15 protein-coding genes are annotated in these 25,694 nt (G+C 68.0%); 9 read left to right on the top strand and 6 right to left on the bottom strand.

Annotated features, from left to right (window positions below; translation table 11 throughout):
• The first annotated feature begins 8 nt into the window (after positions 1-8).
• From ABXH26_RS01665 to ABXH26_RS01655, 3 genes are read left to right on the top strand one after another with little or no spacing between them, the layout of a single operon-like run.
• Positions 9-1,307 (top strand): TolC family protein, encoded by a 1,299-nt coding sequence (locus ABXH26_RS01665; protein WP_353565289.1) that lies wholly within the window; start codon positions 9-11, stop codon positions 1,305-1,307.
• Between the two features lie 20 nt (positions 1,308-1,327).
• Complete coding sequence (locus tag ABXH26_RS01660; protein ID WP_353565288.1) at positions 1,328-2,350, top strand: efflux RND transporter periplasmic adaptor subunit; 1,023 nt, start codon at positions 1,328-1,330, stop codon at positions 2,348-2,350.
• On the top strand, positions 2,347-5,604 hold the full coding sequence (locus tag ABXH26_RS01655; RefSeq protein WP_353565287.1) for an efflux RND transporter permease subunit: 3,258 nt from the start codon (positions 2,347-2,349) through the stop codon (positions 5,602-5,604). Before ABXH26_RS01660 ends, ABXH26_RS01655 begins: the two co-directional genes overlap by 4 nt.
• A 28-nt stretch (positions 5,605-5,632) precedes the next feature.
• Here the strand turns inward: ABXH26_RS01655 and ABXH26_RS01650 are convergent, their stop codons facing one another.
• Positions 5,633-5,983: a thiol-disulfide oxidoreductase DCC family protein gene (locus ABXH26_RS01650; protein WP_353565286.1), complete on the bottom strand. Its 351-nt coding sequence runs from the start codon at positions 5,981-5,983 to the stop codon at positions 5,633-5,635.
• Positions 5,980-7,443 carry a lipase maturation factor family protein gene (locus ABXH26_RS01645; RefSeq protein WP_353565285.1) on the bottom strand — a complete coding sequence of 488 codons (1,464 nt, stop codon included), beginning with the start codon at positions 7,441-7,443 and terminating at the stop codon, positions 5,980-5,982. Before ABXH26_RS01645 ends, ABXH26_RS01650 begins: the two co-directional genes overlap by 4 nt.
• Before the next feature lie 66 nt (positions 7,444-7,509).
• Between ABXH26_RS01645 and ABXH26_RS01640 the strand changes: the two genes are divergently transcribed.
• Positions 7,510-9,039 (top strand): Na+/H+ antiporter NhaC family protein, encoded by a 1,530-nt coding sequence (locus ABXH26_RS01640; RefSeq protein ID WP_353565284.1) that lies wholly within the window; start codon positions 7,510-7,512, stop codon positions 9,037-9,039.
• A 7-nt stretch (positions 9,040-9,046) separates the two neighbouring features.
• Here the strand turns inward: ABXH26_RS01640 and ABXH26_RS01635 are convergent, their stop codons facing one another.
• Positions 9,047-11,437, bottom strand: coding sequence for a sucrose synthase (locus ABXH26_RS01635; protein ID WP_353565283.1), 2,391 nt, complete (start codon positions 11,435-11,437; stop codon positions 9,047-9,049).
• A gap of 211 nt (positions 11,438-11,648) precedes the next feature.
• Between ABXH26_RS01635 and ABXH26_RS01630 the strand changes: the two genes are divergently transcribed.
• Positions 11,649-14,960: a GH92 family glycosyl hydrolase gene (locus tag ABXH26_RS01630; protein ID WP_353565282.1), complete on the top strand. Its 3,312-nt coding sequence runs from the start codon at positions 11,649-11,651 to the stop codon at positions 14,958-14,960.
• A 607-nt stretch (positions 14,961-15,567) separates the two neighbouring features.
• Here the strand turns inward: ABXH26_RS01630 and ABXH26_RS01625 are convergent.
• Positions 15,568-16,830, bottom strand: coding sequence for a Glu/Leu/Phe/Val family dehydrogenase (locus ABXH26_RS01625; RefSeq protein ID WP_353565281.1), 1,263 nt, complete (start codon positions 16,828-16,830; stop codon positions 15,568-15,570).
• Between the two features lie 65 nt (positions 16,831-16,895).
• Here ABXH26_RS01625 and ABXH26_RS01620 point away from each other — a divergent pair, with 65 nt between their 5' ends.
• Entirely contained in the window at positions 16,896-19,019 is a 2,124-nt protein-coding gene (locus ABXH26_RS01620) for a glycosyltransferase family 2 protein (RefSeq protein ID WP_353565280.1), read from the top strand.
• On the opposite strand, the gene tsaB is transcribed toward ABXH26_RS01620, so the two are convergent.
• Entirely contained in the window at positions 18,973-19,620 is a 648-nt protein-coding gene (gene tsaB / locus ABXH26_RS01615; RefSeq protein WP_353565279.1) for a tRNA (adenosine(37)-N6)-threonylcarbamoyltransferase complex dimerization subunit type 1 TsaB, read from the bottom strand. The genes ABXH26_RS01620 and tsaB overlap by 47 nt on opposite strands.
• 132 nt (positions 19,621-19,752) lie before the next feature.
• Here tsaB and ABXH26_RS01610 point away from each other — a divergent pair, with 132 nt between their 5' ends.
• Together ABXH26_RS01610 and ABXH26_RS01605 are read left to right on the top strand one after the other, a co-directional pair.
• Entirely contained in the window at positions 19,753-20,883 is a 1,131-nt protein-coding gene (locus ABXH26_RS01610; RefSeq protein WP_353565278.1) for a citrate/2-methylcitrate synthase, read from the top strand.
• A gap of 7 nt (positions 20,884-20,890) precedes the next feature.
• Positions 20,891-21,610 carry a M14 family metallopeptidase gene (locus ABXH26_RS01605; protein ID WP_353565277.1) on the top strand — a complete coding sequence of 240 codons (720 nt, stop codon included), beginning with the start codon at positions 20,891-20,893 and terminating at the stop codon, positions 21,608-21,610.
• A gap of 30 nt (positions 21,611-21,640) precedes the next feature.
• Here ABXH26_RS01605 and ABXH26_RS01600 read toward each other — a convergent pair whose 3' ends face one another.
• Entirely contained in the window at positions 21,641-22,930 is a 1,290-nt protein-coding gene (locus tag ABXH26_RS01600; RefSeq protein ID WP_353565276.1) for a citrate synthase, read from the bottom strand.
• 193 nt (positions 22,931-23,123) lie between these two features.
• Between ABXH26_RS01600 and ABXH26_RS01595 the strand changes: the two genes are divergently transcribed.
• Positions 23,124-25,331, top strand: coding sequence for a transglutaminase domain-containing protein (locus tag ABXH26_RS01595; protein ID WP_353565275.1), 2,208 nt, complete (start codon positions 23,124-23,126; stop codon positions 25,329-25,331).
• The last annotated feature ends 363 nt before the right edge of the window (positions 25,332-25,694 follow it).

Genomic DNA, 25,694 nt, shown 5'->3' with positions numbered 1-25,694 from the left:
GCCGACCCGTGCCGATCCGTTTTTCCATCCTCCTCAAACTGCTGCCGATGCTGGCGCTCGGCGGTTTTTCCGCCTCGGCGGAGGTGCTTTCGCTGGCCGATGCGGTGAACGAGGCCGTGCGCTCGAATCCCGATGCGGCGTTGGCGCAGAGCCGGATCGCCGAGGCGCGGGCGACCTTGGCCCAGGCCGAATCGGCCTTCCTGCCGCGGGTCAGCGTGGAGGCGTCCTATGCGCTGACGAACAACCCCGTTTCAGTCTTCGGCTCGGTGCTCAACCAGCAGGCCTACTCGCCCTCGCTGAACTTCAACGACGTGCCGGACACGGACAACTTCAACCTCCGCGGGACCGTGGCCTACCCGCTCTACGCCGGCGGCAGCCGCACGGCCGCGCGTGACGGGGCCGACGCCATGCTCGAAGCCGCCCGCCACGGCCAGGCCGCGGTGCACCAGCAGCTCGCCGCCGAGGCCGCGGCCGCCTACCTGGCGGTGTGGCGCGCGCGGTCGCTGGTCGAGGCCGCCGAGGCGGCGGTGCGGGCCTACGAGGAGCACCTCGGCGTGATCGGCGAGCGGGAAAAGGAGGGCACCTCGCTGCGCACCGACCTGCTCGACATGCAGGTGCGCCTGGCCTACGCGCGGGAGGACCTGGCGCGGGCCCGCAACGGCCACGAACTCGCCCGCCACGCCCTGCGCAACCTGCTCGGCCGCGAAACCGGCGAGGTCGAGATCGCCGGCGGTACTCCCGGCATTCCGGCTCCGGGCGAGGTTTCCCCGCAACGCGCCGAGCTGCGCGCCGCCGCCGCCACCGAAAAGGCCGCCGAGGCCGCGATCCGCGAGATCAAGGCCGGCAAGAAGCCGCGCGTCGACCTCTTCGGCAGCGTCGAGGAAAACTACGGCACCCGCCACGACAGCGGCGCCGCCAACTACACCGTGGGCGTGCGCCTCAAGTGGGACCTGTGGGACGGCGGCGAAAAGCAGAGCCGCGCCGCGGCCGCGATCGCCCGCGCCGAGGCCGCCCGCCAGCGCAGCCGCATGCTGCGCCTTTCGATCGACCTCGAAATCAAGCAGGCGCGCCTCGGCCTCAAGGAAGCCAACGAGCGCCTCGCCGTCTCCTCGCAGGCCGTCGGCCAGGCCGAGGAGAGCGTCAAGCTCGTCACCCGCCGCTACGCCGAGGGCCTGGCGCTCGCCACCCAGCTGATCGACGCCGAAACCGCCCTCACCGTCGCCCGCGTCCACCGCAGCGAGGCCGAGGTCGACCGCCTGCGCGCGATCGTGATGCTGCGCAAGGCGCTCGGCCTGCCCGTCCTCTGAAACCCGCCCGGACTGCCTCCATGAAACCATCGCCCCTCCTCGCCGCCGCGCTTTCGCTGGGCCTGCTGGCCGCCTGCGGGAAACGCGGACCCGAAGCCGCGGAGCCCGAGCCGCTTCCGACCACCACCGTGCAGGTGCAGCCGGTGAAATCCCGGCCGCACGCCATTTCCGAAGACATCGTCGGCACCGTGCGGTCGAAACACCAGGCCACCGTCGAGGCGAAGGTCAGCGGCCGCATCGAACGCTACCTCGTGGCCACCGGCCAGGCGGTGAAAAGCGGCGACCTGATCGCCGAGATCGATGCCAGCGAGATCGGCGCCAAGGTCGAGGCCGCCCGCGCGACCTCCGAGCAGGCCAGCCGCGAGCTCGACCGCTACCAGCGCCTGCTCAAGTCCCACGCCGTGACGCGGCAGGATTATGAAAACATCGACGCCCGCGAGCGCGTGGCCCGCGCCGGCCTGGCCGAGGCGGAAACGATGCTCGGCCACGCCCGCGTGACCGCGCCCTTCGACGGCGTGGTCACCGCCAAGCTGGCCGAGGTGGGCGACCTCGCCATGCCCGGCAAGCCGCTGGCCCGGATCGAGGCGCCGGAGGCCCTGCGCTTCGAGGCCGACCTGCCCGAGGCCCTGCTCGGCAAGGTAAGCCTCGACGATACCCTGAGGGTCACCTTTTCCGGAACCGACCCGATCGCCGCCAAAGTCTCCGAGGTGGCGCCGGTGGCCGACTCGGTTTCCCGCACTTTCCGCATCAAGCTCGACCTGCCGGCGGACGCCGCGCTGCGCGCCGGCATGTTCGGGCGCGTGGCCGTGCCCGTCGCCGAGTCCGACGCGCTCGCCATCCCCGCCACCGCCATCCTGCAGCGCGGCCAGATGGAGTGCGCGTTCGTGATCGCCGACGGCCACGCCTGGCTGCGCCTCGTGAAGACCGGCCAGCCGCTCGGCGAGGACGTGGAAATCCTTTCCGGACTGGAAGCAGGCGAGACCATCGCCATCGATCCCGGCTCGCGGATGATCGACGGCCAGCCAGTGGAGGTGGCACCATGAACGACCGAGGCCATCCAGGCCCCGGCATCGCCGGGCGCATCGCGGCGACCTTCATCGACTCGAAGCTCACGCCGCTGGTCATCGTCGCCTCGATCCTGCTCGGCATTGCCGCCGTGCTGCTGCTGCCGCGCGAGGAGGAGCCGCAGATCAAGGTGCCGATGATCGACGTGATGGTCGCCATGCCCGGCTCCAATGCCAAGGAAGTCGAGGAGCGCGTGACCCGCCCGATGGAGCGCCTGATCTGGGAAATCCCGGGCGTCGAATACGTTTACTCCACCTCCCGCGACAGCGAGTCGCTGGTGATCGTGCGCTACAAGGTCGGCGAGGATCCCGATGCCAGCCTGGTCAAGCTGACCGAGAAGCTGCGCTCGTATTTCGACCGCATCCCGATGGGTGCCAGCATGCCGCTGGTGAAGCCGCGATCGATCGACGACGTGCCGATCCTGGCGCTCACCTTCCACAGCGACCGCTACGATCACCTGATGCTGCGCCGCATCGCCGCCCAGGTGGAGGAGGAGGTGAAAGCCGTGAGTCAGGTGGCGGAAACCGACCTGATCGGTGGATCGCACCGCCAGGTGCGCGTGCTGGTGGATCCGGTGAAACTCGCCGCCCGCCACCTCACCCTCGATGCCCTGGTGCCCATGCTCCGGCAGGCCAACCGCCAGTTCAGCGCCGGCAGCCTGACCAGCGATGGCGATGAGATCCTGATCGAAACCGGCGCCTTCCTGACCAGCGCCGACGAAGTCGGCAAGGTCGTCGCCGGCGTGTTCGACGGCCGCCCCGTCTATCTGCGCGAGGTCGCCGAGATCCGCGACGGCGGCGAGGAACCCTCGCAGTATGTGCTTTTCGGAAACGGCCCGGCCGGGGGCGGTGCGGGCCCGATGGAGCCCGCCGTCACGCTTACCGTCGCCAAGCGCCCCGGCGCCAACGCCATCGCCGTGGCCACCGATGTCCTGAAAAAGGTCGATTCGCTCAAGGGGCGGATCATCCCCGGCGATGTCGACGTTTCCATCACCCGCCACTATGGCGAGAACGCGGCGGAGAAGTCGAACGAGCTGCTGCTCCACATGGGCATCGCCGTGGTCAGCGTGGCGCTGCTCATCTGGCTGTCGCTCGGCTGGCGGGAGTCGGGCATCGTCGGCATCGCCATCCCGGCCACCCTGGCGCTGACCCTGCTGGTATTTTACCTGCACGGCTTCACGCTGAACCGCATCACGCTCTTCGCGCTGATCTTTTCCATCGGCATCCTGGTCGATGACGCCATCGTCGTGGTGGAAAACATCGTCCGCCATTTCCACCTGCCGGAAAGCAAGGGCCGTCCGTGGTCGAAGATCGCCGTGGAGGCCGTGGGCGAGGTCGGCAACCCGACCATCCTCGCCACCTTCGCGGTGATCGCCGCGGTGCTGCCGATGGCCTTCGTCGGCGGCCTGATGGGCCCCTACATGCGGCCGATCCCGATCGGTGCCAGCGCGGCGATGTTCTGGTCGCTGCTGATCGCCTTCATCGTCACGCCCTGGGCTTCGATCCGCATCCTGAAGCTCGGCAAGAAATACTCGCAGCTCACCGCGCCGGGTGCCGCCGGGGAAACCGCGGGTCACGCGGGCCACGACCATCCCGAGGATTTCTTCACGCGCCTTTACCGCAGCGTCATGGGTCCGCTCATCCACCACGCCGCCTGGCGCTGGGGGTTTCTGGTCGGCATCGTGGTCCTGCTTTTGGCCGCCATGGCCACGGTGGGGATCGGCTGGGTGAAGGTGAAAATGCTGCCCTTCGACAACAAGAGCGAGTTCCAGGTGATCCTCAACATGCCCGAGGGCAGCCCGCTGGAGGAAACCGCGCGCGTCGGCCGGGAAATGGTCCGCGAGATCCGCAAGGAACCGGAGGTCGCCAACTGCCAGCTCTACGCCGGCACCGCCAGCCCGTTCAACTTCAACGGCCTGGTCCGCCACTACTTCATGCGCCGCGGCCCGCACGTCGCCGACATCCAGGTCAACCTCGCCGGCAAGCACGAGCGCGACGCCCAGAGCCACGACATCGCCAAGCGCATCCGCCCGGCCCTCGAGGCGATCGCGGCACGCTTCGGCGCCCGCGTGGCCGTGGCCGAAGTGCCGCCCGGCCCGCCGGTGCTGCAGACCCTCGTCGCGGAAATCTACGGCCCGTCCGATGCCGACCGGCTCCGGCTCGCCACCGAAGTGAAGCGGATTTTCCACGAAACGCCCGGCGTCGTGGACGTCGATTGGTATGTCGAAGCCGACCAGCGCAAGGCCCGCTTCGTCATCGATAAGGAAAAGGCCGCCCTGCACGGGATCAGCGCCGCCTCGCTGTCCGAGACGCTCAAGATCGCCGTCGGCGGCGAGGAGGTGGACCTGCTCCACCAGCCGGAGGAAAAGGAGGACGTGCCGATCCGCCTTGAGCTGCCGCGCTCCGCGAAAACCCATCCCCGGGAGCTGCTCGGCCTGCGCGTCGGCAAGGGCGTGCCGCTCGGCGAGCTGGCGCACATCGAGGAGGTCCCGGTCGGGAAAAGCCGCTACCGCAAGAACCTCGTGCCGGTCACCTATGTCATCGGCGACGTCGCCGGCGTGGTCGAGAGCCCGGTTTATGCGATCTTCGAGATGAATGAAAAGCTGCGCCAGCTCGATACCACGCGGTTCGGCGGCAGCGGCGGGGAGCTGAAGATCTACAACGCCAGCCAACCCTTCACGACGACCGATCCCTCGCTCAAGTGGGACGGGGAGTGGCACATCACCATCGAGGTTTTCCGCGACCTCGGCGCGGCCTTCGCCGCGTGCCTGGTGCTGATCTACGTGCTGATGGTCGGCTGGTTCCGCAGCTTCCTCACGCCCTTGATCGTGATGGTTGCCATCCCGTTCTCGCTGGTCGGCATCCTGCCCGCCCACGGCCTGCTCGGTGCGTTCTTCACCGCCACCTCGATGATCGGCTTCATGGCCGGCGGCGGCATCGTGGTGCGGAACTCGATCATCCTCGTCGACTTCATCGAGCTGCGCATCCGCGAAGGCATGCCGCTCGCGGAGGCGGTCATCGACGCCGGTGCGGTGCGTTTCCGCCCCATGCTGCTCACCGCGCTGGCGGTGGTGGTGGGGGCCGCGGTGATCCTGGCGGACCCGATTTTCCAGGGACTGGCGATCGCCTTGATGGCGGGGGAAATCGCCAGCCTGCTGATCAGCCGCATGGCCGTCCCGGTCCTATACTACATGGCCAACCGGCGTCGCCACCCGCTGGGCACGACCTCATGAAACGCCCGCCGGTGTCAGCGATCGCGCATCAGCCCGGCTGCCACGACCGGTTGGCCGCCACGAAACGGTAGCCGGCCTCGGCCACCGCCCGGAACACCCGCGAGCGACGATAGCAGGCCAGCAGCCACCCCGCCCGCCCGCCGCAGGCCAAGCCTTGCAGCACGGCATGCGCGGCGCTCAGCACCCGGCCATCCGGCATCACCAACTGCACCGCCTGCGAGCACTGCTCCGCGGTGAGCTGGGGAAACTCGTGCACCACTTCCTGATAGGGATGGTAGGCCACCGCCTCGCCGGTGAGTTTTTTCCAGCGCCGGATCCAGCGACCGCAGAACCCGCAGTCGCCGTCCCACAGCATGGTTGGTCGGTCGGGATGTTTCATTTCCGGGATCGCAGGCGGGTCGGGGGCAGGTAGTCACCGAGGCAGGTCCGCTTCCACACCGCGCCGGTTTCGCGGCGCTCGGATGGCGTGGTGAAGCGGTAGTGGAAATAGCGGGCCCGCACGAAGTTCGGCGGATCATCGCTGAAAGGATCGCTCCTCAGCAAGCGCGACACCGCCCGATCACCCTCCAGCAGCTTGTCGATCAGCGCCCGGAACCACCTTTCCTCGCGCATCACCACGATCCCGCGCGGCGTTTCCCGGACGGAAAACGGCAGGAACCACATCAGCCAGTCGAGCCGCAGGTGATAGGGCGCGACCAGCGGCGGAGTGCGGTCGGGCCGGCCGGGCTTGCCTTTGAATTCATACGCCAGCCACTCCGCGGCCGCGTCTCCGGCCACCTCGGCGCGGGTGCCCTCGATCACAATCTCGTGGCGCCGCTGGGTGACCGATCCAAAGGCCCCGTACGCGTTCACGAGGTGCCAGCGGTTCCAGCAGAAGTTCATCCGCTGGCGCTTCGAGCACAGGTTCCGCCCCGGCGCGATGCTCAGCCAGACGGTCCCCGCCGTCACCCCCAGCAATCCGATTTCCCAAGCCAGCGGCCGCGGGGCGAGCGCTGCCGGCGGCGCGGCGGGCGTCACCGCCGCCAGCCACCCGTCCGGCAGCGCCACGAAGGCAAGCACCACGGTCAGCCAGTTCAGCCAGGCATAGTTTCCCGCCACGATCAGCAGCAACTGATGGACGATGATCAACGCCGCGGCGATACCCGCCACCGGCTGCGGCAGGAACAGGCCGAACGGCACCGCCACCTGCACCGCGTGGCTGAACCCCACGCCTCCCCGCAGCATCCACCGGGGAAGCCGGTGGAAACCGCGGCTCAGGGGATTGGGCAGCGGCTGCGTCTCATGATGGAAATACAGCGCCGTGCGATCGAGCCACACCCCGCCGACCCGCAGCTTGATCAGGCCCGCGCCGACCTCCACGCGGAACAGCATCCAGCGCAGGATGAGCGACGGCAGCATCGAGGGCTCCATCCACGTCGGCCCCAGAAAAGCCGCGAAGAAGCCGGCCTCCAGGATCATCGATTCCCAGCCGAAGCGGTAGAACGCCTGGCCGACATTCACGATCGACAGGTAGAGGAAATACAGCGCCAGCCAGACCATCGTGCCCACCCCCAGCGGCGATGACGCGAAGGCCCCCAGCGCCATCGCGACGGCAAGCATCAACCCCGTGCCCGCCACCACCCGGAACCACCCGTCGCCGTACCGCCAGTGAAACAAGGACGGTGCCTCCCGAAAGCGGTGGTGCCTCAGGAACTCCGGCACCGGCAGCAATCCGCGCTCCCCGAGCAGGGCGGGAAACTGCCGCAGCGCGGAGAGGAAGGCGACGGCATACAGCCCCGCCAGCCCGCGCTCGAACCAGAGCCGGGCGAACCATCCGTCGCCTGCCGTCAGAAAATCCATCCGAAGCCGCAAGTTAGCATGCCCCGGTGCCTTGCCAAACGACCCGCACCCCGCAAAGTGCCCGCGATGAAATCCGTCTGGACCGCCACCACGCTGCTGGCCGCGACGCTCGCCCTGGCCGTTTCCGGCGCGGCCGGGGCCTGGGCCGCATGCTGGCCGGCGCTCGTGGCGCTGGTCCTGATCGTGGTCACCCGCCAGGCCGCGGCCGGCCTGGCCGCGGGCGTGGTGGCCGGCTGCCTGATGCTGGCCGGCGGGCATCCCCTCGAAGCCGCGCGCCTCGGCTTCAGCGATCACCTGTTCCCCTCGCTCGAGGGATCGTGGCACATCGGCGCGCTGGTCTTCACCCTGCTGCTCGGGGCCTTCGCCGGCGTGTTGGAGTCCTCCGGCGGCTTCGCCGCCCTCCTGCAGCGCATGATCGGCGGCGCCGCGGCCGACCGGAAAATACTAGGTTCGGCGTACCTGCTCGGGCTGCTGTGCTTCTTCGATGGCCTCGCCAACAGCCTGCTCATGGGCCGGATCGCCCGCCCCGCCGCCGACCATGCCGGCATTTCCCGCGCCAAGCTGGCCTGGGTGGTGGATTCGACCAGCTCCCCGGTCGCCTGCGTCGCCTTCATTTCCACCTGGATCGCCACCCAGCTGACCCTGATCCGCGACAGCCTGCCCGCGGCCGACCCCTACGCCCTTTATTTCCAATCCATCCCCGGCAACCCCTACTGCCTCCTCACCCTCCTCCTCGTCCCCACCGCCATCCTCCTCCGCTGGGAACCGGGCCCGATGAAGCGCGCGTCGAAAGTAGTTGCGCGCGCAACTACCTCTCCCGCCGCGGCGACGAGTGCGTGGCGGGCGTTGGTGCCGCTGGGGGTGCTGGCGGTGGCGATCGCGTTGTCGTTCCAGTTGTTTTCGGGAAATCCGGTGCGGCTTTTCTCGCTGGAGGCGTGGCGCGAGGCGGCCTCGGGCTCGGCGGGACCGGTGGCGCTGGTGGCGGGGTCGATCGCGGGCCTGCTCGCCGCGGCGGCCTGTCACCCGCGCGACGGCCGGATCGGGGCATCGGCCCTGGCGGGCGCGGCCGGACTCCTTCCGGCGCTGGTCATCCTGGTGCTGGCCTGGAGCCTGGGCAGCGTGTTCGAGGCAATGGGTGCCGCGGAGGCGCTGCAGGCGGTGCTGGGAAAACACGTGGCGGCGAACTGGTTGCCGCTGGCCGTCTTCGGAACGGCCGCGCTGACCGCGTTCGCCACCGGATCCTCGTGGGGAACCATGGCGCTCTTGATGCCGCTGGCTCTGGGGCTGGCACAGGCCGCGCCGGAGCTGGATCCCCGGCTGCTGCCCGTGGTGATCGGCGCGGTCTTCGGCGGGGCGGTGTTCGGCGATCACGCGAGCCCGTTTTCCGACACCACCATCGTCAGCGCGCTGGCCTCCGGCTGCGAGCCGGTCGAGCACGTGGTGACGCAGCTGCCCTACGCACTCACCGCCGCCATCGCCGCGGCACTGGCCTATGCGGCGATCGCCCTCGGTCTCCCGCCGGTGCCAGCGACGGTGGCGATGGCCGTGATGCTCGTGACTGCCGTGGCGCTGGCGGCCCGGAAGCCGAAGGCGTGACCACCGGTCACTCCGGCACCCGCTCGGCGAGGGGCTTGTACATCAGGTGATAGAACATCGAGATATAGGCCCGGGTTTCCGCGTGCTCGATATTGGTCATGTATTTCCAAAAGCCGTAGATGCGGGACAGCGACAGCATCCGGCGGGCGTAGCGCTTCCAGGTGTAGTGCTCCTCGACCCGCTGCATGGCGGCACGGGAGATCCCGGTCCAGCGGTCGGGATCTCGATCGCAAACCTCGAAGAACTCCGCCATCACCGCCGCCGCGGCGGGGCCGTCATTGGGATCGATGTGAAAGCCCGAGACGCCATCTTCGATGATCTCCAGCGGCCCGCCGTAGCGGGTGGCGAAGACCGGCAGCCCGCTGGTCATGGCCTCGATCACCGTCAGGCCGAAGGCCTCGAACCGGGCCGGCTGCACGAAGGCCCCGCGGTGCCTCGCCACGTAGCGATAAAACTCGCCGACCTTCATCTTGTCCGTCTGCATGACGACCCAGCGGACCTTTCCCTGCAAGCCGTGGCGGGCGATGAGGTCATGCATCAGTCGGATCTGGCCGCGCTCCTCCTCGTCGCCCGAGTCCTCGGCGCGGAAATGACCGCCCACCAACAGCAGGTTGGCTTTTTCCTGGAGCTCCGGGCTGCCGCCATACCAGTCCAGAAGGCCGCTCATGTTCTTGATGTGATCCAGCCGGGACATGGCGAAAAGCATCGGCTTTTCCTTGTCGTCGAATCCGCCCAGAGCGTCGGGCCGGTCGCCGCCGTGGATCAGGTCGGCCACGTCATCGGCCATCTCCGCGGGGGTGGTCGATTCCGCATCGTAGGGGCGGAAGACCGTCGGATCCGCACCGGGGGACACGATGTTGAACTTGGGGTCGAAGGGATCGATCCCCGACCTCACCCGATAGAGTCCGGGCAGCGAGAAAGTACGGTAGCTCTCGTACTGGCCCAGCGTTTCCGGGGTGCCGGCGATCTCCTGGTAGGTGCTGGTGATGATGAAGTCCGCCGTGTTCATGGCGATCAGATCGGCGGTGATCTGGCAGGAAAAGCGGTGCTCCTCCTCGTGCTCGCGCCAGTAGAGGTCGGAGTAGAGATACTTCGTCTTCTCCAGGGCGTGGGCGATGTTGCACTGGGTGACGCCGAGGCTGTGCGCGAGCATGCTCGCGACCAGGTTGCCATCGGAGTAGTTGCCGACGATGAAGTCCGGCCGGCCGCCGAGACGGCCGAGGATTTCCGGCCGCACCTCCCGCGCGAAGCGTTCGAGGTAAGGCCAGACCTTGAATCGCGAGATCCAGTGGGGCACCACCTCGCCGTTTCCGTGGCGGAAGGGGAGGCGGATGATTTCGGCGCTGCGCGTGCCGTGAATGCGCTCGACGGGCATGTCGCAAGTGGTGTCGCCCGCCTCCGGGATCAGCCGGGTGATGACCACGATCTTCGGCTCCACGTCGTCCAGTCCCTGCTCGCGGAGCGAATCGCGGAGCTCCTTTTCCAGGGCCCTGACCTGATCGAGGATGTAGACCACCTGTCCGCCGGTGTCGGGTTTCCCCAGCACATGGCTCTGTCCGAAAAAGCCGTGCGGGCTGAGGATCGCGAGCCGGAAGATCATGGGAATCCGGCTCAGGAAGTCCTCCAGCAAGGTGGCATCCGGGGCTTCGAACAGCTCGGAGAGCAGGTTCATCATCTCGGCGATGCTGCCGGCATCCCGTCCCCAGCCCGGCTCGAAGCCAAGCCCGACCAAGGTGTGCTGCAGCTCGGCGAGCGGGGTGTCGGCCGGCTTTTCCTCCAGGAACCGGATGGCCTCGCGCAGCGCCTCCTTCAGCCCGTCGGCATCGGAGATCGCGGCATTCAGCATGAGCTGGCGGCCGCGGTGGTGGTGTTCGTGGAGGAAATGGAAAAGCAGTTCCGCTCCGCGACCGTTGCGAACCAGCAGGCGGCCGGCGAGGTGGCGGTTCAGAAACTGCACGCCTCGTCCGATCGAGCGGGGCCGCTCCATTTTCGGCGATGCCTTTTGGAAGGGCCGCAGGTCGATCTCGAGCACCGATTCCTGATCGCTCCGCTGGCCCTGCACGAAGCTCTCCTTGGCTCGGAGAAAGTCCCGGGTGGAGATCTGCTCCACGGTCATCGGCTCCGAATCGAGCCGGTAGTATTCCCAACGGGCGATGCCGGGACGAAGCGCGAGGTAAATCGACGAGCCGGTCACGGCCGCCTCCTGAATCGAGCCCACCACGATCGGAGCGCCGGTTTTGCAGAGGCAGCTTCCTTCCGCCGATTCGCAATAGCGGCGGAATTCGAGCAGGATGTCGGAGCGCAGGAAGAGTTTCCTTTCGAGGCGCAGGAAGTGATACACAAGCCCGCGCAGCTCCTTCGGATTCGACGACTGGAGTTCCTTGAATTCGTTTTTCATGAGCGATGTCCCGGAAAGATGGGGAAGGCCGCCTATCCAAAGGCGCCCTTGATCAGGGGGGGATCCCCGCCAGCGCCACCCATCATCCACCTCAGCGGCCACCGGCAGCGGGCGGGACCCGACCCATGGCGGCAGCCTAACATCCATGACGCCCGCTCGCAAATCCTCCGAAACAGCGGGCCGCCGCGCGGCGTAGGTTTGACCGAACCCAATGCCGATCCGATCCCTTCTCACGCTCGCCGCGCTCGTCCTCCCCGCGGCCTCCGCCACGCTCAGGCACCACTTTCCCCTCGATCACGACGGCCTGGATGCCGTGGGCAAGGCCGAGCTCGTCACTCGCGGTGAGGACGTGGCTTTCCAGCCGGAAAACGGAGCCATCGGCGGATTCGCCCACCTCGGAGGTCAGGGAGGTCACCTCATTGATGAGGCGGGGACTTTGTCCGTGCTCGGCGACTACCGCGATTTCCGGCCGTTCAGCATCGCCTGCTGGGTGCGGCAGAAGCCGCTCGAAGCTTTGGGTGGCACGCAAGCGGTGGCCGGCCTGTCCACCGACTCGACCGACCCCGCGACCTTCAATGCGGGCTTCGAGCTGGTGACCCGCGAATCCTCCGGCGGCACCGGCGTCCGGGTCCGCGCCCGCAGCGGCGGCGCCGGAGATGACTCCGGTGAAATCGCCAGCGGGGTGAACGTGAGCGACGGCCGCTGGCACCACCTCGTGGCTGTCTACGACGAAAATAGTAGATCGCTCTTCATTGACGGGGTCCGCCGAGGCGGAAACGAACGTCCGGTCCCGCTGGAGTCGGACCCGATCCGGAACTTCACGCTCGGAGCCTTCATCCGCGCGGGGAAGGTGCTCGATCCTTTCCATGGCGACCTCGACGACCTGCGTCTCTATGATGGAAAGCTCAGCGAAAGCGAGGCCGCGGCGCTCTTCGATGAGGCCGGCCTCGCCGAGCAGGCGGACGGAGGCGTCACGGACCTGCCCGCCGTCGAACGGATCGACCCGATGATCGGCGCGGCCGACCGCGGCTCGTGCCCGCCCGGACCGGTGCTGCCGCACGCCTCGATCTATCCGAGCCCCGACACGCTCGACGCGGCGGCCTCGGGCTATCGTCACGGCAGCCCGTGGGTCGGCTTTTCCCAACTGCACGCGCTCGGCGCGGGGAGCAGCACGCTCTCGTTCGGCAACTTTCTCGTTTCTCCCCAAATCGGTCCCGGACATCACGAGGCCGATCACCAGTCGCCCGTCTCCGGCATGGAGGCGAAACCGTGGGCGCTGCGCGCGAAGCTGGACCGCTGGAACACGCCCTGCACCGTGGTTCCGGCCCGCCGCGCGGCGATCTACGAGTTCCAGTTTCCCGCGGGCGACGACGCCCGGATCTATTTCGACGTCGCCCGCAAGCTCGGGCGAAGCGATGCGATGAAAAGCGGCTCGCTCCGGATCGACGCCAAGGCCGGAACCATCAGCGGCGGCGGCACCTTCGATGGCAACTGGAACCCGGCACCCTACGAACTGTATTTCTTCGCCAAATCCGACCGCATCCCCACCGCGGCCGGCACCTGGCAAGGCGATGATGTCCGCGATGGCGAGACCGAGGCCACGATCCACGACCGCCAGCCCCTCGGCGGGTGGATGCGATTCGACACCCGCGAGGGCGGACCGGTCCGGCTGAAGATCGCCGTTTCCTTCACCTCGGTGGAAAAGGCGCGCGAGTTCCTGGAGGCGGACATCCCGCAGTGGGACATCGAGGGCCTCGAGGCCGCGGCCCGAACGTCATGGGAGAAGGCGATGTTGGCGATCGATACGCCGGGCATCAGCGCTGAGGAGGGGCGCAAGCTCTACACCGCGCTTTACCACAGCCTGATCCAGCCGCGCGACCGCACCGGCGATGCCGCCGGCTGGCCTGCCGACGCCGCGCTTTGGGACGACCACTACACCTGCTGGGACACCTGGCTGACTTTGTTTCCGCTGCTCGCCATCACCCAGCCGGACACGCTGGCCGCGATCGTGAATTCCTTCGGCGAGCGCTACGAACACAACGGCCGCGCCGAGACCGCGTTCATCCAGGGCAAGGACTATCAGGTCGGCCAGGGCGGCGACGAGGTGGACCTCATCATCGCCGACGCCTTCGCGAAAAAGGTGCCCGGCATCGATTGGAAGAAAGTCTGGAAGCTCCTCGACGCCCACGCCTCGCGCCGCATGCCCGACTACCTGAAGCTCGGCTACGTGGCCTCGGACGGCGACCACGGCGACTACGACTGGCGGACCCGCTCCGGCTCGTCGACGCTGGCCTTTTCCTACGAGGACTGGGCCGCGGCGCAGGTCGCCCGCGGGCTCGGGCACCGCGGGATCGGCGATCGGCTCGAAAAGCGGTCGCGGAACTGGCGGGAGGTGTGGGACGAAACCGCCACCGGCGACGGCTTCACGGGATTCGTCCGCGCGCGGAAGAAGAACGGTGATTTTAGTACTTCATCGGTGACTTCCGGCGACGACTTCTATCAAGGCACCTGCTGGAACTACTCGTGGAACGTGCCGCACGAACGCGATGCCATGATCGGGATGATGGGCGGTCGTGCGCGCTTCCTGCAGCGCCTCGACTTTGCCTTCCGCCAGGAGAGCAACGCCTACGTCGATTACACCAACGAGGTCTGCTTCCACAGCACCTGGCTCTTCGCCCATGCCGGCCGGCCGTATCTCAGCTCGCACTGGGCCGAGCGGCTGCGCCAGCACTACGGGCCGTATTCGTTTCCCGGCGACGAGGACTCCGGCGCCATGTCCTCGCTCTACTTCTTCCTGACGGCCGGCCTGTTTCCGGTGGCCGGGCAGGACCTTTACTACCTCCACGGGCCGCGGATTCCGCGGCTGGATTTTCATCTGGGAAATGGCCGGACGTTCACGATCACCGCCAGCGATGCGGGCGACTCGAATCCCTTCATCCAGTCGGTGACGCTCAATGGAAAACCGCTCGACCGGCCGGTGATCCGCCACGCCGACATCGCCCAAGGCGGCACGCTTGCGTTCGCGATGGGCCCGGTGCCCACGACCTGGGGCACGCGCGGCGACTTCACACCGAAGCTCCAAGGCAGCAGGAAAATCGAGACATGGCAGAACGGCGAGGCGTCGATTCCGTCCACCACCTTGTCCAAGCCGGGCGACAAGTTGGTTTTCTACGCCCGCTTCGAGCCGGAGACGGAAGGCGGACCGCTCGATCTCACCTGGGGACTTGCGGGGCGCGAGGTGACCTATCAAGCGACGACGAAGGGTGAGCCCTCGTTTTCAAAGACCGGCGAAACCCTGGCCCGCTACTCGCTTCAATCCGCCGAGCCCGGTCCCTGCCGGCTGGTACTCACGCTCCGTCGCAACGAGCATGACGGTCTCGACTTTTTCGCCGCGGCTTACCGCGAGTCCGATCAATGCCTGGTAAGCGCCTTCACCGGCAGTGATCCGGATCCGGCGGGCTTCGAGTTCGATCATGCCATCTTTGCCGGACAAGGCCGCCTGGAAGCATTGATTTCGGAGTAAAAAAGGGGGCGGCGGGCATCGACCGCCGGGCTGGGGCAGGCGAGCTTTCCCTCACGATGAAAGTCGCTTCGAGTCCCTGGCAGCGATGGGCTTGCCGCGAAGGGGCGGCGGCTTGCCTCCACCTTCACTTCCTCGCAAGGCCTGCTGCTGCAGCGATGCGCTTGCCGCGAGATGACGGCGGCTTGAGGAACTCGAACCGTCCTGTGACCCGGGGCGCACTTCCGCCACCCTGCCCGGCGGTCGATGCCCGCCGCCCCCGATCCAACATGCCACGCTGTTGCGACTTCTTGGCCGCGGGCGATCAGGAGCCGGGCCGATGGCTGTCCAGCGCCTTCGCCGGCAATGATCCACAGGGGCGGCGGGCATCGACCGCCGGGCTGGCGCAGGCGAGCTTTCCGTCACGATGAAAGTCGCTTCGAGTCCCTCGCAGCGATGGGCTTGCCGCGAGATGACGACGGCTTGCCTCCACCTTCACTTCCTCGCAAGGCCTGCTGCTGCAGAGATGGGCTCGCCGCGAGGTGACGGCGGCTTGAGGAACTCGAACCGTCCCGTGACCCGGGGCGCACTTCCGCCACCCTGCCCGGCGGTCGATGCCCGCCGCCCCCGATCACGGGAACAGGCCACGCTGGGCTTTCACGTCGGACACCGTTTTCACCGCCAGGGCCTGGGCGGCGGTGCGGATGGGGAGCTTGAAACGATCGGCGAACTGCAGCACCCGCGTGAACGCCGCCTCGAGCTGCGTTTCCAGGCGCGTGATCACCTCGCGCTCGGTCCACGAATAACGCTGCAGGTTCTGCACCCATTCGAAGTAGGACACGGTCACGCCGCCGGCATTACACAGCACGTCGGGGATGATGAAAACGTCGCCGCGCTCGTTGAGGATGGCATCGGCCTCCGGCGTGGTCGGGCCGTTGGCGCCCTCGGCCAGGACCTTGCAACGGAGCCGCGGGGCGTTGTCGCCGGTGATCACCATGCCCGCCGCGGCCGGGGCCAGGATGTCGCACTCCTGGCAGAGCATTTCCGCCGGATCGATCGCATCCGCTTCGCTGAAACCCACGACGCTGCCGGTTGCCCGGACGTGATTCGAGAGCTTCGGCAGATTGAGGCCGTCGTCGTTCCACACGGCCCCGGAGATGTCCGAGATGCCGCGGACTTTCACCCCGTACGAGGCGAGCGTGAACGCCGTGTGCGAGCCGACGTTTCCGAAACCCTGCACCACCGCGGTCGCCTCACCGATCGGCACGCCGAGCTTGTCGAGCGCGCGCGAGGCGAGGAAGGCCACGCCGTGACCGGTCGCGCGGGTGCGGCCGGCGGAACCCTGCAGGCACAGCGGTTTCCCCGTCACGATGCCCGGAACGAGGTGGCCCTGGTGGGTCGAGTAGGTGTCGACCATCCACGACATGGTCTGCTCGTTGGTGCCCATGTCGGGTGCCATCACGTCGATGTCCTCGCCTATGAAGGGGATCATCTCCATGGTGAAGCGGCGGGTGATGCGCTCCAGCTCGCCCTGGGACAAAGTACGAGGGTCACAGTTGATGCCGCCCTTGCCGCCGCCGAAGGGGAGGTTCATTAGCGCGCACTTCCAGTTCATCCACATCGCCAGCGCGGCGACCTCGCCGAGATCGACGTCCGGACTGTAGCGCAGCCCGCCCTTCACCGGGCCGCGGGTCAGGTGGTGCTGGACGCGGTGGCCGAAGTAAACGCGGGTGCTGCCGTCATCGTGGCGCACCGGCACGGTCACGGTGATGAGGCGCTTGGGCCACTTGCAGCGCTCGCGCAGTTCGTCATTGAGCTCGAGGAAGTCGGCCACGCCATCGAACTGGGTGGCGGCCATGGCGAACATGGAGTTGTGGAGGAGTTCCGTGCGCATGATTCAGGCATAGGCGTGGCCCGGCGGGCGCGCGAGGGAAATGCGGGTCTGTGCTCGTCGCGGTGGTGGCCGCAGCCTATCGTGCCGGCGAAATGGAGCGATTGCGGGTCGATGGAAGGTTTCTCCGGCGGGGGTCGGAGCGGGCCTTCCTGCGCATGGTGACCTACGGCCCTTTTCCCGGCGGCTGGCCCCCGGACCTTGGCGGCGATTTCCAACGCATCCGCGCGGCGGGCTTCGAGGCCATCCGGTTGTATTCGTGGCCGGAAACGGAGTTGCTCGATGCCGCCGCCGGAGCCGGGCTGTGGGTGTTCGCGGCGCCCGAGTGGCCGCAGGCGGTGGATTTCCGCGATGGCGAAGCGCTCGCCACCGCGCGCCGGTCGCTCGCCGGCGGGCTGGCGGCTCACGGCAGGCATCCCGCGCTGGCCGGCGTTTTCGTGGCCAACGAAATCCCCGCCGATCTGGTGCGCTGGATGGGCCCCGAGTGGACGCGGCGGCGGATCGAGGCGCTGATCGATTTCGGCCGCGAACGCGCGCCGGATCTGATCTGGGCCTACGCCAACTACCCGACCACCGAATACCTCGAGCCGGGAAACGCCGACCTGACGGCGATGAACGTTTTCCTCGAGGACCCCCGGGCGTTCCGGCGCTACCTGCGGCGGCTGCATCACATCGCCGGCGATCGGCCGCTGGTGATCTCCGAGTTCGGGCTCGATGCCCAACGGCACGGGCCCGCCGCCCAGGCGGAGCTGCTCGCCGCTGCGGCGCGGATCGCCCGTGAGGAAGGCGTGGCGGGCTTCACGGTGTATGCGTGGAGCGACCGCTGGTTCAACGCGGGCGAGGAGATCGCCGACTGGTCGTTCGGGCTGATCGATCGCGAGGGGCGGGAAAAGCCGGCCCTGGCCGCGGTGCGCGACGTCTTCGGCGAAACACCCGCCGCGCCGGAGATGCCGGCCTTTTCCGTGATCGTCTGCACCCGCAATGGCGGCGACCGGCTTCTCGCCTGCCTGCGATCGCTGGGAAAACTCCACGGTCCCAAGCCGGAGATCATCGTGGTCGATGACGGCTCGTCGGATGGCTCGGCGGACCGGGTGGAAACGGAGTTTCCGGCGGTGAAGCTCATCCGCCAGGAGCCCTCCGGCCTCAGCGCGGCGCGCAATGCGGGCGCCGCCGCGGCGGGCGGCGGGCTGCTGGCCTTCACCGATGACGACTGCGAGGCCGATGCCGACTGGCTGGTCGAGCTGAGCCGTTGTTTCGCCGAAGGCTGGGATGCCGCGGGCGGGCCGAACCTGCCGCCCCCGCCGGCAGGCCCGGTCGAGGCAGCGATCGCCTCCGCACCCGGCGCGGCCAGCCATGTGATGCTCGACGACCGCGAGGCCGAGCACGTTCCCGGCTGCAATCTCGCCGTACGGCGGACGTCGTACTTCGAGGTCGGCGGCTTCGATCCACGCTTCCACACGGCCGGGGACGACGTCGATTTCTGCTGGCGGCTGCGCGATGCCGGTCTGCGGATCGGCTTCGCGCCGAACGCCTTCGTGTGGCACCACCGCCGGCCGTGCGCGGTCGGCTATCTCCGGCAGCAGCTCGGCTACGGCCGCGCCGAGGCGGTGCTGATGGCCAAGTTCCCGCGGCGCTTCTCGCCTGCCGGCGACGCGCGCTGGCAGGGCGTCATCTACACCGGCTCCCCGGTCCGCGCCACGGGTGCGGCGATCATTTACCACGGTCCGATGGGCCTCGCCGGCTATCAGGGCGTGATCGCCCGCATGCAGCCGCTGCGCGAGCTCGATGCCCGCCATGCCAGGCCGTGGACGCGGGCCCTGCTGGCCTGCCTCGGCTGGCTGGCCCCACGCCTGCGGGCCAAGGCGCGCACGGGCAAATTCATCGGCCCGATCTCGCCACGGCCAGCCGCGATCCCCGCCGCCGATGCCGAGCTTTCCACCTGGGACGCGCGGCCGCGGGAGGTGATCCTGCGCGACTGGCTGGCCGACGGCTGGCGGGCGGCGGAGAGCGGCGATTTCTGGGATCTCGAAAAGTCCGGCACACGCGTGCTGCTCGCCTGCGAGCGCCACGATCACGGCAGCACGCGCCTGCTCATCCGGGTGTGGGGAAATGTTCGGACGGCGCAGGAAATGATCGGGGCCGAGGCTACTCCTTCTTCCGCAGCAGCGGATGGCCCTTCTTTGCCTCGGTGATGTGCGGGGGGCGGAGGTAGGCGGGCTGGGGAGCTTCGGCGCGGAGGCGGGCCTTCGTTTCCTCGGGCAGGGCCAGCCATGCCTCGGCGAGCCGCGGAGCGGTGGGCTCTTGGTGCGCGACCTCGAGCTCCGCGGGGAGGCCGAGGCGGGTGACATTTTCGAAAGAAAACACGGCCGGCTGGTCGCGGAGCCGGGAAGCCAATTCGGCGGGATCGATCAGTTCGGGCTGCGGCAATCCGTCCCCGACCGTGGCCCACCAGGCACTGCCGCGGCGGGCATCGCCGATGGCGAAACCGCGCCTCACCGGCGTGGCGAGCAGCGACGAAAGGCCGACGGCGGGACAGCCATGGACCAAAGCCACGCCCTGCCCGGCGGCGATCCCGACCCGCGTGCCGCTGTAGCTGCCCGGGCCGGTGCCGATCACCACCTCATCCAGCCGCTCGCCTTCCAGCCGGGCCAGGGCTTTCTCCAGAGGATCAAAGAGCAGCGAGTTGTGATTGCGATCGCTCTCGAAGCCGCCTTCGAACACGCAAACGCCGTCGCGAAACAGCGCCAAGGAGGCGCGGTTCGTGCTGGATTCGATGGCGAGCAGCAGGGGCACCCCCGCGGAATAACCTGCGCAGGCCGCCCCTAGCAAGGCCTCCGCATTCTCCCTTGCAGGGATTCCAGGGACCCGCTTTGTTGCCCCAGCACCGGATTCCCGGCCGCTTTTTTCAAAAAATCTCCCCGTTTTATGACCGAATACTCGAAAGGCCTCGCCGGCGTCATCGCAAACGAATCCGCCCTCTCCGAAGTCCGCGGTGAAGAAGGAAAACTGAGCTATGTCGGCTATGAGATCGACGAACTGGTCGCCCACTGCAGCTATGAGGAGGTGGTGCACCTGCTTCACCGCGGCAAGCTGCCGAACCAAGCGGAAGCGGAGGAGTTCGAAAAGGCGCTGCGGGCGGAGCGCAGCCTGCCCGACGGCGTGCTGACGTATTTGAAGACCGCGCCAAAAGACGCCAACCCGATGGATGTGCTCCGGACGGGCGTCTCGATGCTGGGCCTTTACGACGACCGCGCCGAGATCGGCGAGCCGCACTTGGAGAAGTTGTCCGCGTGCGCCATCTCGCTGGTGTCGAAGGTGTCGCTCATCGTCGCCGCCTACCATCGCTTCCGCCAAGGGCTGGAACTGCCGGAGATCCGCAAGGACCTGTCGGAGGCCGGCCATTTCCTGTGGCTGATCACCGGCGAGGAGCCGAGCGAGCGCGCCACCAAGATCCTCGACGTGGCACTGACCCTTCACGCCGACCACGGCATGAACGCCTCGACCTTCTCGGCGCGGGTGACGGTGGCGACCCTGTCCGACATTTACTCCGGCATCACCTCGGCGGTGGGCACGCTCAAGGGCCCGCTGCACGGCGGCGCCAATGAGGGCGTGATCCAGATGCTTCTGGAGATCGGGGAGCTGGAAAACGTGGACGCCTATGTGGAAGGCAAGCTCGAGCGGAAGGAGAAGATCATGGGCATCGGCCACCGCGTTTACCGCAAGCTCGACCCGCGCGCGCCGCACCTGCGGCGGCTGGCGATCGAGCTGACCGACGAGCTGGGCGAGCCCAAGTGGATCCAGATGTCCGAGCGCATCGCGGAGCTGATGTTTGAAAAGAAAGGCCTGACGGCGAACGTCGATTTCTACTCGGCGACGGTCTATTACTCGCTGGGCATCCCGACCGACCTGTTCACGCCGATCTTCGCGATCGCCCGCACCAGCGGCTGGACGGCGCAGGTGCTGGAGCAGCTGCGCGACAACCGCCTTTACCGCCCGCTCACGCTCTACGTGGGGCCTTCGGAAACCCGGCCGGTGCCCCCGATCGAGGAACGTTGAAACCGCGGTGAGCCCGTTCGATCCGGCGGCATTTCTGCAGCAGTTCCAGGCCGAGGCGGAGAGCCGCGGCCTGCGCTCGCTGCGGCTGGCGGAGACGAGCCACGGGCCGGTCATGGCCTTCGTTTCGGCGGAGCCGGAAAACGCGCGCTACCTCTCCGCCGGCATCCATGGCGACGAACCGGCGGGCCCGCTGGCCGCGCTGGAGTTGCTACGGGGAGGCGTGCTCGACGCCGGCTGGATCGTCTGCCCGGCGCTGAACCCGACCGGGCTCGCCGCCGGGACGCGGGAAAATGCCGACGGCCTGGATTTGAACCGCGACTACCTGCGGCTCGAGACGCCCGAGGTCCGCGCCCACGCCACCTGGCTGGAGTCGCTGACCGCCCCGCGGGCCTTCGTTTCCCTACATGAGGACTGGGAAAGCAGCGGCTTCTATTTCTACGAGATCAATCTCGGCGACGACCGCCCGGCGCGCGCCCACGGGATCCTCGAAGCGGTGGCGCCGTGGTTTCCGGCCGAGCCGGAGGCCAGCATCGATGACCATGAAACCCGCGAGCCGGGCTGGATCTACCATGAGGCGGAGGCGGACCTGCCCGACCACTGGCCGGAGGCGATCTACCTGGCCAAGCGCGGCTGTCCGATTTCGTTCACCTTCGAAACGCCGAGCTCGGCCGAGCTGGCGAAGCGGGTGGCGGCCCACGTCGCCGCCTTCAAGGCCGCGATGGCCTGAAGGGCGGGCGTTTGCGGCACGGCCGCGGCCTCAGCGGGTGCGCAGCGGGATGTAATCGCGCTCGGCGGGGCCGGTGTAGATCTGGCGGGGGCGGTGGATGCGGCCGTCCTTTTCGCTGGCGATCTCGCGCCAGTTCGCGAGCCAGCCCGGGAGGCGGCCGATGGCGAATAGGACGGTGAACATTTCCACCGGGATGCCGATGGCCTTAAGCAGGATGCCGCTGTAGAAGTCGACGTTCGGGTAGAGCTTGCGGTCGATGAAATAGCTGTCCTCCAGCGCCGCCTGCTCGAGGCGGCGGGCGATGTCGAGCAGCGGGTCGCTCTTGCCCATTTCGTCGAGGACCCGGGTGCAGGCTTTGCCCAGGATCTTCGCGCGCGGGTCGAAGTTCCGGTAAACGCGGTGGCCGAAGCCCATCAGGCGGGCCTCCTTGCGCTTGGCGGCCTCGATGAAGCGGGAGCCGTCGTCGCCGTCCTTGTGGATGGCTTCGAGCATGCGGATGACGGCCATGTTCGCCCCGCCGTGCAGCGGACCCCACAGGGCGCTGACCCCGGCCGAGACCGAGGCGAAAAGGTTCGCTCCGCCGGAGGCGACCATGCGCACGGTGGAGGTCGAGCAGTTCTGCTCGTGGTCCGCGTGCAGCAGCAGGAAGAGATCGAGCGCGTGGGCCACGGTCTCCGAGGCCACGTATTGCTCGTAGGGCTCGGAGAACATCATGTGAAGGAGGTTCTGCGAGTAGAGCAGCTTGTGGTCGGGGTAGACGAAGGGTTTCCCGACTTTCATGCGGTAGGCCATGGCGGCCAGCGTGCGGACCTTCGAAATGGCCAGCGGGGCCGCCTCGTCGAAGTGCTCGAGATCCTGCTCGCGGTCGTTCGAGGCCAGGTTCGGGTAGTAGCAACCCAGCGAGTTGAGGAGGCTGGAAAGGATCGCCATCGGGTGCGCGTCCAGCGGGAAGCCATCGAAGTGGCTCTCCATGCCGACGTGGATGGCGGTATTCCGGTGCACGCGGCCGCGGAAGGCCTCGTAATCGTCCCCGGAGGGCAGCTCGCCGTAGATGATGAGGTAGGCGGTTTCCAGGAAGCGTGCCTTTTCGGCCAAGTCCTCGATCCGGTATCCGCGGTGGCGGAGGATGCCTTTCTCGCCGTCAATGAAGGTGATCTCGCTCTTGCAGGAGCCGGTGTTGCCGTAGCCCTCATCGAATGTGATGTAGCCGGTCTCGGCCCGCAGCGTGCGGGTATCGATGGCTTTCTCGCCCTCGGTCCCTTCGAAGGTGTCAAAGGTCCAGGTCTTGTCTCCTATGGTTAGCTTGGCCTGCTCGGACATGGTGGGTGGGTCGCTGAAGTGGAAAGATTCTCGGGTTTCGCAATAAGTCGTGCGCGATTGTCATAAAGTTGCCCTCCCTTGCACAGTGTTTTTGAGATTTTGGCGTCATGCCGGGCGCTGCGGAAAGAGATCGCGCGCCGGGGTGGCGCCTCATTTTGATCGATCCGGCGGCTCCTACCCGTAGCTTCGCGGCATGAAAGCGCTCCTCGCCCTTGTCGCCATCGCCACGGCCGCCGCGCAGCCGGTGGATGAGTTCATCGACCACGCCCGCGAGGCCCACGGCGCCTTCGGCGAAAAGGCCGCCCGTTTTCTGGTGGAAAACATGCCGCGGCAGGACCGCGAGTCCCTTTCAGCCGCCTTCCTGAACGAGAACCTCGACCTCGCCATCCAGGCCCGGGAGACCTTTCCGTGGGCGCAGGCCGTGCCGGAGCCAATCTTCCTCAACGACGTGCTGCCCTACGCCGTCTTCGACGAGCCGCGCGATCCGTGGCGGGCGGATTTTTTGGAAAAATGCACCCCGATCGTGAAGGGAGCCGGCTCCGCGACCGAGGCCGCCCAGCGCCTCAACCGCGACCTCTTCAAGCTGCTGGAAACCCACTACAACACCGACCGCGAGCGCACCAACCAGAGCCCCAAGGAGTCGATCGAGCAGGGCAAGGCGACCTGCACCGGGCTCTCGATCATCCTCGTCGATGCCTGCCGCGCGGTCGGCATCCCGGCGCGGGCGGTGGGCACGCCGATGTGGTCCAACGGCCGCGGCAACCACACCTGGGTGGAGATCTGGGACGGCGGTTGGCACTTCACCGGGGCCGACGAGTTCGACCAGGCGGGGCTGGATCGCGGGTGGTTCACCGGCGATGCCGCCAAGGCCCGCGCCGATGTGCCGGAGCACGCGATCTATGCCACCTCCTGGAAACGGGACGGGCTCCACTTTCCCATGATCTGGTCGCCCAAGTCCGAGTCGGTGGCGGCGGTGAACGTGACGGAGCGGTATGCCCAGTCCGAGGCCGACCGGCCGGTGCTCGGCGTGCGGCTGAGCAAGGGCGGCGAGGGCGACACGCGGGTCGCCGCGAAGGGCGCGCTCACCAGCGTGGCGGGAAGGATCTTGGAGCCGTTCGAAACCAAGGCCGGAAGCGCCGACCTCAATGACATGCCGCGCCTCGCCGTGACGCCGGGCAACGCCTACCGCCTGAGGTTCGAGATCGGCGGTGCCATCCTCGAAACCGAGCCCTTCACCGCGGGCGATGGGGAGACCACCCGGGATGTCATCGTTTCCAAGCTCAAGGCCGTGCCGGAGGCCGTCCAGGCCCTGACCGAAAATCCCGACTCGGATCCGACCTTCACCGCGGAGGAATCCGACCGGGTCGTCCGGCTCATCGCGGAGCAGCTCCTCGAACCGACCAAGGCCGAGCGCGCCGCCGAGCTGGAGAACAAGGCGATCACCCTCGGCGACAAGACGCTCCTGTGGAAGGAGCGGACTTTCGGCGAAGCCGAGCGCGGCCAGCGCAGCCTCTGGATCTCCATGCACGGCGGCGGCGGCACCACCAAGGAGGTCAACGACCAGCAGTGGTCGAACCAAGTGAACCTCTACGACATCCCCGAGGGCATCTGCGTCGCGCCGCGGGCCCCGACCGACAGCTGGAACATGTGGCATCAGGAGCACATCGACCCGCTGTTCTCTCGGCTGATCGAGGACATGGTGGCGCTGCGCGGGGTCGATCCCGACAAGGTTTATCTGACCGGCTACTCGGCCGGTGGCGATGGAGTTTGGCAGGTGGCTCCGCGGATGGCGGACCGTTTCGCCGCCGCCGCGATGATGGCCGGGCATCCGAACGAGGCTTCCCTGCTCGGCCTGCGCAACCTGCCCTTCGCCATCTTCATGGGCGGCGAGGACAGCGCCTACGATCGCAACAAGATCGCTGCGGAGCGCCTCAAGAAACTGGACGAGCTCCACGCCGCCGATCCGCAGGGCTACACGCACATGGGCCGCATCTACGAGGGCCTCGGCCACTGGATGAACCGCAAGGATGCCGAGGGCATCCCGTGGATGGCCGGGTTCACGCGCGATCCGTGGCCGAAGAAGATTGTCTGGTTTCAGGACGACGTGACCCACCGCCGCTTCTACTGGCTCCAGCTGCCGGAGGGTTACGAAACGAAGGCCGGGCAGGAAATCGTTGCCACGGTCGAGGGGCGGACGATCACCCTGACCGGCGACGTGCCGGCCGGCACCCGGATTCTTCTCCATGACCGGCTCATCGATCTCGACCAGCCGCTGGAACTCATTGCTGGCGGGGCAAGCTCCACGGTGAAGCCAGTGCGTTCCGTGGCGGTGATCCATCGTGCCCTCGCCGAACGCTGGGACCCCGCGTCCTGCCCCACGGCGGAGCTGCGGGTGAAATGACAGGCAAGCCATCGAGCCGGCGGCCTACGAGGAGCGGGCATCGAGGGGGGCGGCGGGCATCGACCGCCGGACAGGGGCTTGGCAGCGCTCTCGCTCTGACCATCCGTTCGAGTCCCCGGGAAACCGCCTGCTCTCCCCGTCCTCACCGATCGCCCCTTCTCGCTGCCGGGAACTCGAACCGTCCCCACTCCCTCACCAGCTCCACCTCCCTGCCCGGGGGGGGGGGGGGGGGGGGGGGGGGGGGGGGGGGGGGGGGGGCGGCGGCCGGGGGGGGGGGGGGGGGGGGGGGGGGGGGGGGGGGGGGGGGGGGGGGGGGGGGGGGGGGGGGGGGGGGGGGGGGGGGGGGGGGGGGGGGGGGGGGGG

The organism is Haloferula sargassicola, assembly GCF_040362925.1.
GTDB classification, from domain to species: Bacteria; Verrucomicrobiota; Verrucomicrobiia; order Verrucomicrobiales; family Akkermansiaceae; genus Haloferula; species Haloferula sargassicola.
This window is presented reverse-complemented; position numbering and strand designations above follow the sequence as displayed.